This window comes from Mycobacterium innocens (genome assembly GCF_900566055.1).
Classification (GTDB): Bacteria; Actinomycetota; Actinomycetes; order Mycobacteriales; family Mycobacteriaceae; genus Mycobacterium; species Mycobacterium innocens.
Map to the genome: position 1 here is coordinate 42,775 of NZ_UPHQ01000265.1, position 7,667 is coordinate 50,441.

At 66.4% G+C, this 7,667-nt stretch carries 8 protein-coding genes; 6 read left to right on the top strand and 2 right to left on the bottom strand.

The genetic code is table 11. From position 1 onward, the window contains the following. Positions 1-130: 130 nt before the first annotated feature. Positions 131-499, bottom strand: coding sequence for an STAS domain-containing protein (locus EET03_RS25705; protein ID WP_075543984.1), 369 nt, complete (start codon positions 497-499; stop codon positions 131-133). A 176-nt stretch (positions 500-675) separates the two neighbouring features. Between EET03_RS25705 and EET03_RS25710 the strand changes: the two genes are divergently transcribed. From EET03_RS25710 to EET03_RS25730, 5 genes are read left to right on the top strand one after another with little or no spacing between them, the layout of a single operon-like run. Next, the gene (locus EET03_RS25710) at positions 676-1,557 is read left to right on the top strand and encodes an STAS domain-containing protein (RefSeq protein ID WP_425271561.1); all 882 of its coding nucleotides are present in this window, start codon (positions 676-678) and stop codon (positions 1,555-1,557) included. Between the two features lie 30 nt (positions 1,558-1,587). Further along, positions 1,588-1,977, top strand: a complete 390-nt coding sequence (locus EET03_RS25715) for an STAS domain-containing protein (protein ID WP_063467181.1) — start codon at positions 1,588-1,590, stop codon at positions 1,975-1,977. Continuing rightward, entirely contained in the window at positions 1,967-2,380 is a 414-nt protein-coding gene (locus EET03_RS25720) for an anti-sigma regulatory factor (RefSeq protein WP_063469309.1), read from the top strand. The genes EET03_RS25715 and EET03_RS25720 overlap by 11 nt, the downstream gene beginning before the upstream one ends. Then, a complete protein-coding gene (locus EET03_RS25725; protein ID WP_075543983.1) occupies positions 2,370-2,996 on the top strand; it encodes a SpoIIE family protein phosphatase in 627 nt (208 codons plus the stop codon). The genes EET03_RS25720 and EET03_RS25725 overlap by 11 nt, the downstream gene beginning before the upstream one ends. Continuing rightward, complete coding sequence (locus tag EET03_RS25730) at positions 2,993-5,197, top strand: SpoIIE family protein phosphatase (protein WP_063469311.1); 2,205 nt, start codon at positions 2,993-2,995, stop codon at positions 5,195-5,197. Before EET03_RS25725 ends, EET03_RS25730 begins: the two co-directional genes overlap by 4 nt. Here EET03_RS25730 and EET03_RS25735 read toward each other — a convergent pair. After that, the gene (locus tag EET03_RS25735) at positions 5,194-6,255 is read right to left on the bottom strand and encodes a lysophospholipid acyltransferase family protein (protein WP_075543982.1); all 1,062 of its coding nucleotides are present in this window, start codon (positions 6,253-6,255) and stop codon (positions 5,194-5,196) included. The two genes, EET03_RS25730 and EET03_RS25735, sit on opposite strands and share 4 nt — an antisense overlap. 315 nt (positions 6,256-6,570) lie before the next feature. On the opposite strand from EET03_RS25735, the gene EET03_RS25740 reads away from it, so the two are divergent. Continuing rightward, entirely contained in the window at positions 6,571-7,623 is a 1,053-nt protein-coding gene (locus EET03_RS25740) for an iron-containing redox enzyme family protein (RefSeq protein ID WP_075543981.1), read from the top strand. The last annotated feature ends 44 nt before the right edge of the window (positions 7,624-7,667 follow it).

The following is a 7,667-nucleotide window of genomic DNA, read 5'->3' on the forward strand; positions in this document are numbered from 1 at the left end:
TCCGCAACCGTCGCAGCCGTGACACGAGCACACTCGTGTGACCCGTTGTGTTAGGGAACGGCCAAATTCTCAGAAGGAAACACGAGTTCTTAGACGATTGTTATCTCGATCGTGACGAAAACGTGATGCGTCAGCGGTTCAGCTTGCCGTCCCGCACGCCGGTCAATGCCTCGTCCAGCGTCGGGTACAGCGAGAAGGTCTTGTCCAGACCGGTCAGGTGAATCGGCCGTCTGGTCGCCGGTCCTCGCGCGACCACCCCGAATTCGGCCGCACCGCCGAGTTTCTCGTGGGTCGCCGCGAGGATCTTGAGCCCCACCGAGCCGAGGAACTCCACCCCGGAAAGGTCGATGATCAGCGCCGCGGGATTTTCGGCGACCACGCCGCCGATGGCTTCTTCCAGGGCCGGAGCGGTGACCAGGTCGATTTCGCCACCGATACTGAGCACGGCGACCCCGTCGTGGTCGGTGACCTCGGCGGTGATCGAATCAGGAGCTGACAATGGCGGTCCTTTGTCCAAAGCCGTGGGGGTACTGCAAGCCTAACCCGCCTCCCGAACTGCGAGAAGAAGAAGACCTCGACGCGTTATGCGGCGCGCCCCAGGCTAGTCTCCCCATATGAGCTGCGCCCTTCGGGGCGCGACATGGCACTTGGGGAGGCCAGATGTCAGACTTGCCGATGGAGCTCACCACCACTTCGAACACCAATGCTGTCCCGCAGCCGGTCTCCAGCGACGGTTTGCTGCCACAGCTGGTCCAGCATCTGCGGCAGAACCGGACCGGGTTGCGCGAGGAGTGGGCGCGCCGGATCACCGCGGCCGAGCTGCTCACCGCGATGACGCCGGAGGAGATCTTCTCCGAGGCGACCGCCGTCTACGACAACTACGTCGAGGTGCTCGAGACCGGCAGCGTCGAGGCGCTGCAGGATTATGCCCGCGACCTGTCCGAACGCATCATTCCCCGGGGCGTGGAGACCGACGAGGTCGTTGGCATCGTGCTGCTGCTGCGCGACGTGCTCGCCCGGTCGCTGTTCGAGAAGTACCAGACCGACTTCGAGATGCTCAACCAAGTGCTCGACGCCTACGAGCCGGCGGCCAACCGGATCGCCAACACCGTGGCGGTCAGCTTCGTACAGGAACGCGAGCGCATCATCCGCCAGCAGCAGGAGGCCATCCGCGAGCTGTCGACGCCGGTGCTGCAGGTGCGCGAGCAGCTGCTGATTCTGCCGATCATCGGCGTGCTCGACAGCCAGCGCGCCCGCCAGGTCACCGAGCAGTTGCTGCGCGCCATCCGGGCCAACCGCGCCAAGGTCGTGGTCATCGACATCACCGGGGTGCCGACCATCGATTCGACGGTGGCCAACCACCTGGTGCAAACGGTGGACGCCTCCGGGTTGATGGGCGCCAGCGTGATCATCACCGGCCTGTCCTCCGAAATCGCTTTGACGCTGGTCACAATCGGGCTGGACCTGTCGAAGATGAACGCCGTCGGCGACCTGCAGGGCGGCATCGAGGAAGCCGAGCGGCTGCTGGGCTACGAAGTCACCCGCACCGGCGACTAGACCGGGTAGGCACTCATCAAAGGTCAGCCCATGCCGGTACCCATTCTGAAGCTGGGACCGATACTCATTGCGACGGTGCGCTCCGCGCTCACCGACTCCGAGACCGAACTCTTCCGGCAGCGTTTGATGGACCGGGTCACCGAATTCCGCGCCCAGGGCATCATCGTCGACGTCACCGCCGTGGAGGTGCTGGATTCGTTCGCCGCCCGGTCCCTGCAGACGATTGCGCGGATGATCCGGCTGCGTGGCGCCGAGACGGTGATCGTGGGCCTACGACCGGAGGTGGCCTTCGCGATGGTGCAGCTGGGGCTGGCCTTCGACGATATGCACACCGCGCTCGACTTGGAGGAAGGCCTGGCGCTGCTGAACCGCAAGCTGGGCCTGGAAAAGCCGATGATCGGGCCCGACAGTGACGGATGACATCGTCGTCGAGGTGGACCACCCCGACGACATCGTCGCTGCCCGCCACGCCGGGCATCAGCTCGCCAGTGAACTGGGGTTCTCGCTGACCGACGTCACCATGATCGCCACCGCGATCTCCGAAATCGCCCGCAACATCACCAGCTACGCCGGCCGAGGCGAGGTCCGGGTCGCGGTGGCCGACCGCGAGGGCCGCAAGGCGCTGGTGGTGCGCGCCGAAGACGAGGGTCCGGGCATCGCGGATATCGATCGCGCGATGGAGGACGGCTACTCCACCGGCCGCGGGCTGGGCATGGGCTTGCCGGGCGCGCGGCGCCTGATGGACCGGCTGATCGTGGAGTCGGCGGTGGGCCGCGGAACGACCGTCGAAATGTGGAAATGGGTTCCGCCCCGTGCGCGATAACGGCCGGTTCGGGCCGATCGAGTGGGCGGTCGCCGGTCGGCCGCGGCCGGGCGAGCACACCTGCGGCGACCTTCCGATCGCTGTCCAGGTCGGCGGGGACGCCGCGCTGTTCGGTGTCCTGGACGGACTCGGACACGGCCCGGAGGCCGCCCGTGCCGCACAGATCGCGGTCGGCGTGCTCAACGACGCAAGCGACGAGCGTCTCGAGGTGCTGATCCAGCTCTGCCACCGCATGCTGTCGGGCACCCGTGGGGTTGCGATGACCCTGGCCAGGATCGACTTCCCCGCCGGCGGGCTGTGCTGGACGGGCGTGGGGAACGTGGCCGCCAACCTGGTCGCCAAGGCGATCAGCGGGGTCCGGATCAGTTCCAGCGTGCGGCTGACCGCCGGCATCGTCGGCTACCGGGTACCGGAGGTCACGCCGGCCAAGGTGGTGCCGATCCGCGCCGGTGACCTGCTCGTCATCGCCAGCGACGGGATCACCGACGATCACCTGGACCACATCGACTTCGCCGCTTCCGCCACTGGCATCGCCGAGCAGATACTGGTCAAGCACGCCAAGGACACTGACGACGCGATGGTCCTCGCCGCGCGTCACCGGGGCATCTCGACATGACCTACACCGACGACTTCCGCGCCCGCTATTTCGCCGCGCTGCGTACCTACCTGGACAAGCGCGACGAAGACAGCCTGGCCGTCGGCCATGAGCTCGGACGCCGGGCCTTGGCGGAACGCATCAGCATGCTCGACATCATCGAGAACCACTTCCGGTTGCTCGACGAGCTCTCGGCAGACGCCGCGTCGGGCCGGCCGATCGCGTTGGAGTTCCTGCTGCAGACCCTGGCCGCCCTCGACATCGCCACCCGCGGATTCCTCGACGGCACCAGGCGTTACGAGCAGCAGCGGGCCCGGGCCGAGGATCTCGCCCACCGCGACACCTTCCGCAACGCGCTGGTGAACTCGTTGCAGGAAGGATTCTTCGTCGCCGACCACGACGGCGCCGTGATCGAGATGAACAGCGCGTTCGCCGAGATCATCGGCTATCCCCCGGAAGGCTTGCCGTACCGGTGGCCGCATCCGTGGCTGCTCGACAAGAAAAGCGCGGCCCAGCAACAGCAGCGGGTTAGGCGGGACGGCTTTGCCGAGTACGAGACGCCGATCCGGCACCGCGACGGTCATCTCGTCTGGGTGACGGTGAGTATCAACGCCGTTCGGGGTGCCGTCGCGGATCGAGACGTGTACGTGGGCACGGTTCGCGACATCACCGCCGAACGAGCTTTCGCCGCAAGGGAAAGCGCTGTGCTGCGGCTGGCCACGTCGGTCGGTGTGGCCAAGAGCCTGGCCGAGGTGCTGTCCATCACCCTCGACGAATGCCGCAGCGCGGTCGACGTGCAACGCGTGGTTGCCGTTATATGGCCGCCCGGCGACGGTGAACCGACCGTCCAGGTGGCCGGAGAGCCGTCCGAAAAGTCTTGGCGCAGAATGGATCCGCTGCTGCGTCAGACGTTTGAGGAGGCACGTCAACAGCTGCCGCTGACGGCGAGAACGATCGAGTGGCCGGACACTCCGGGTAAGGCCCGAGGACTGGTCGCGGTGCTGTCGGGTGCCGCCGACGTCGCGTTGTGGCTGGAGCTGCGGGTGCCGCGCTGGGTGACCGCCGAGGATCGGCTACTGGTCACGGTGCTCATCGGTCACCTGAGCCTGGCCATCGGCCATGTCCGGCAATTCGAGAGCGCGCGTGAGACATCGTTGACCCTGCAGCGGGCCATGCTGCCGCCGGTGGAGCCGCCGCCGGGCTTCGCCGTCCGCTACGAACCCGCCGTGCCGCCCTTGGAGATCGGCGGCGACTGGTACGACGTGCTGCCTCTCGACGACCACCGCATCGGCATTGTCGTCGGCGACTGCGTGGGCCGCGGGTTGCCCGCCGCCGCGATCATGGGCCAGCTGCGCAGCTCGGCGCGCGCGCTGTTACTCACCGGAGCCCAACCCGCGCTGTTGCTCGAACAACTCGACGCGGCCGCGTCGCTCATTCCCGATGCCTATTGCACGACGGTGTTTCTGGCGATCCTGGACACCAAATCCGGGATCCTCGACTACAGCAACGCCGGGCACATGCCCGCGGTGCTTGCCGAGCCCGGCCGCGGGACCACGTTGTTGACCGATGCCCGGTCGGTTCCCCTGGCGGTCCGGCGAACGCAGCCGCGCCCGGAGGCTTCCCAGGAATTGCTGCCCGGCTCGACGCTGATGCTGTTCACCGACGGCCTGGTCGAGCGCAAGTACGAGTCGATCGACGAAGGCCTGGGACGCGTCGCCGAGGTTTTGGCAGCGTCGACGATGTTGCCGATCGATGCCGTCGCCGATGCCGTGCTGGGCCGGTTGGCGCCGGTGGCCGGATACGACGACGACGTCGCGATGGTGGCATACCGGCACCCACACGGGCCGCTTCGCATCGAAACCAGCGCTACCCCAGATCAATTGGCCGGCATCCGGCACCAGCTGGCATGGTGGCTGCGAGCCGCCGACGTCTCCGACGAACGGGCCGGCGACATCGTGCTCGTGATCAACGAGGCGTGTACCAATTGCATCGAGCACGCATACCGTGGGCATCCCGTCGGGACCATGCTGGTGGACGTGAGAGCCGTCGAGGGAGCGGTCCAGGCGCGAGTCGTCGACTCCGGGTCGTGGAAGACGCCGGCGGCCGATCCGGGCGACGGCGGGCGGGGCCTGACGCTGATCAACGCCATCAGTGACACCGTGGAAATCGACAACAGCCCGGGCGGGACTGCCATCGAGATGACTTTCCGGCTGCCTCGTTAGCCGAAGAAGACGTTGCGGCGGCGGATCAACAGGCCGTACAGCATCTGCTGGATCGTCTCCCGTACGTGGTCGGTCAATTCGAACGTGACGGTGGGGTCGTCGGCATCGGCGCGGTCGTAGTCGGCGGTGCCGATCGGGCGGCCGAACGCGATGTGCCACTTCGACGGCAGCGGTATCAGCCCGGCCGGGCCGGCCCACGGGAACAACGGGGTGATCGGGAAGTACGGCAGACCCAACAGCCTCGCCAGCGGCTTGACATCGCCCAGCATCGGATAGATCTCCTCCGAACCCACCACCGCGCACGGGATGATCGGCGCGTTAGCGCGCACCGCGGCCGACACGAACCCCCCGCGGCCGAACCGGCGCAGCTTGTAGCGGTCCTTGAAGCACTTGCCCAAGCCCTTGTATCCCTCCGGAAACACCGCGGCCAGTTCGCCGGCCGCTAGCAGCCGATGGGCGTCGGTCGGGCAGGCCAGCGTGTGACCGGCCTTGCGGGCAACCTCGCCGATGACCGGCAGGTCGAAACACAAATCGGCGGCCAACGCTCGCAGGTTTCGGTGCGCGGGATGGTGTTCGTGCACCGCCGTCGAGATTATCAGCGCATCGACCGGTAGCACGCCGCCGTGGTTGGAGACCACCAGTGCCGGGCCTTTGTCGGGCAGGTTTTCGATCCCGCTGACCTCGACCCGGAACCACGACCGGGAGATCAGCCGGAGCAATGGCCTGATCAGCGCGTCGGTGAAGTGGGGGTCGAAGCCGAACTCGTCGACACGGTAGTCCCCGGTCAGTCGCTTGCGCAGGAATTGGGCAACGGCGGTGACCCGTTCGGCGAGCTCGTTGGGTTGCGCCTGGGCCGCGGGAACCCTGGCGCCGAAAGCACGCTTCTGATCGAGGTCTCGGATGACGGCGGCGGCCCGCCGGTCAGTGGTCTTGGAATTGGACGGCGACGACGTGGGCCGCAATGCCGCTTGTCGATTGGTTTGTCGGCCGGCCTGGTTCCGTGCCGCTAAACGTTGTCGATTCGGTTGCAATGCAATGACATTGGTCCTCGCAGGCATAGATGAACCCCCCGGCACGCTGAGTGTCTGGAATGGATTTGAAATGCGCCTTGTGTTAGGCCCCGGCCAGCGCCGCCCCCGCAGCGCATGCAAGGAGCTTAGTCCTTACATATCGCCAATAGAAGACATGGGCTTGGACAAAATTGTCCAGGGTGATCTCGGTCAGATCACGGCCTGCTAGAGCACAATTCGCGTGGCGGCATCGCGGCTCATCTGTCCAGGCCGTCAAAATCGCATTAGCGGCCGCGGCGTCTACGGCCGATCCTCGGTTGAATCGCGGCAGGTTGAGTTACCGGATCCGGGGTATTCAAGGGCGTGACCCGTACAACCTTCAGGCCCGTCGAGCAGCAACGCTCGTCTGCCGTCGAGCCGTCCTTACCGGCCGGGCACGGACCACTGTCGATCGCCGTGCGCCGTGCGTTAACCGGGCCGGCGCCCCGCGACCAGTTCACCCGCCTCGGCGCCTCCGTGGGCGACGTCGATCCCTACGGCCACGATCTGCAGCTGGCCTTGTATATGTGCTACGAGCTGCATTACCGCGGTTTTTCCGGAGTGGATCCGACGTGGGAGTGGAATCCCGCGCTGCTGCACCTACGTGCCGAACTCGAGCGGGCTTTCCTGACGGGCGTGCGCCGTGATGTCGGCCCCATCGAGTCGCACCACACCGCGGTGGCCGAAATGGACAGGCTCTCGATAGAGCCCGTCGACGGCACTGGGCCGTCGTATTACCTGCGCGACACCGGCACGTGGCAGCAGATGCGTGAATATTTTGCACATAGATCGCTGTATCACCTCAAAGAGGGTGATCCGCATGCCTGGGCAATTCCGCGCCTGACCGGTCAGGCCAAGGCGGCATTCGTCGCCGTCGAGTTCGACGAATACGGTGCCGGTTATGGCCCGCGGGTGCACCAGCAGCTTTTCGCCGACCTACTGGACGCGGCCGGACTCGATTCAACCCACTTGGGCTATCTCGGCGTGGTTCCCGCCGAATCACTGGCGGTGGTCAACATCATGTCGCTGTTCGGGCTGCACCGGCGGTTGCGAGGCGCCGCAATCGGGCACTTCGCGGCGACGGAGATCACCTCGCCTCCGGGTTCTCGGCGGATGGTCGAGGCGCTGCGCCGGATGGAGGCACCCGAGGAATGTGTCGCCTTCTACCACCAACACGTGGAAGCGGACGCGGTGCACGAACAGGTGGTCCGCATGGACGTGGTGGGCGACCTCGCCGCGCGAGAACCGCAGCTCGAGCAGGACATCGTGTTCGGCATGCGAGCGTTCGAGCTCCTCGAAAACCGGTTGGCCGACTGCCTGATGCGGTCGTGGCAGGCCGGTGAGACATCGCTGCGCAGGCCGTTGGACGAGATGTAGGCCCTCCCGCTTAGAAGGGTGGGGGGTCGTCGTCGGGTGGGGCG

Excerpts from the sequence above, each read along its gene's own strand:
- EET03_RS25710 (WP_425271561.1), top strand. The coding sequence starts at position 676 with ATGGAGCTCACCACCACTTCGAACACCAATGCTGTCCCGCAGCCGGTC.
- EET03_RS25715 (WP_063467181.1), top strand. The coding sequence starts at position 1,588 with ATGCCGGTACCCATTCTGAAGCTGGGACCGATACTCATTGCGACGGTG.
- EET03_RS25730 (WP_063469311.1), top strand. The coding sequence starts at position 2,993 with ATGACCTACACCGACGACTTCCGCGCCCGCTATTTCGCCGCGCTGCGT.
- EET03_RS25735 (WP_075543982.1), bottom strand. The coding sequence starts at position 6,255 with ATGCCTGCGAGGACCAATGTCATTGCATTGCAACCGAATCGACAACGT.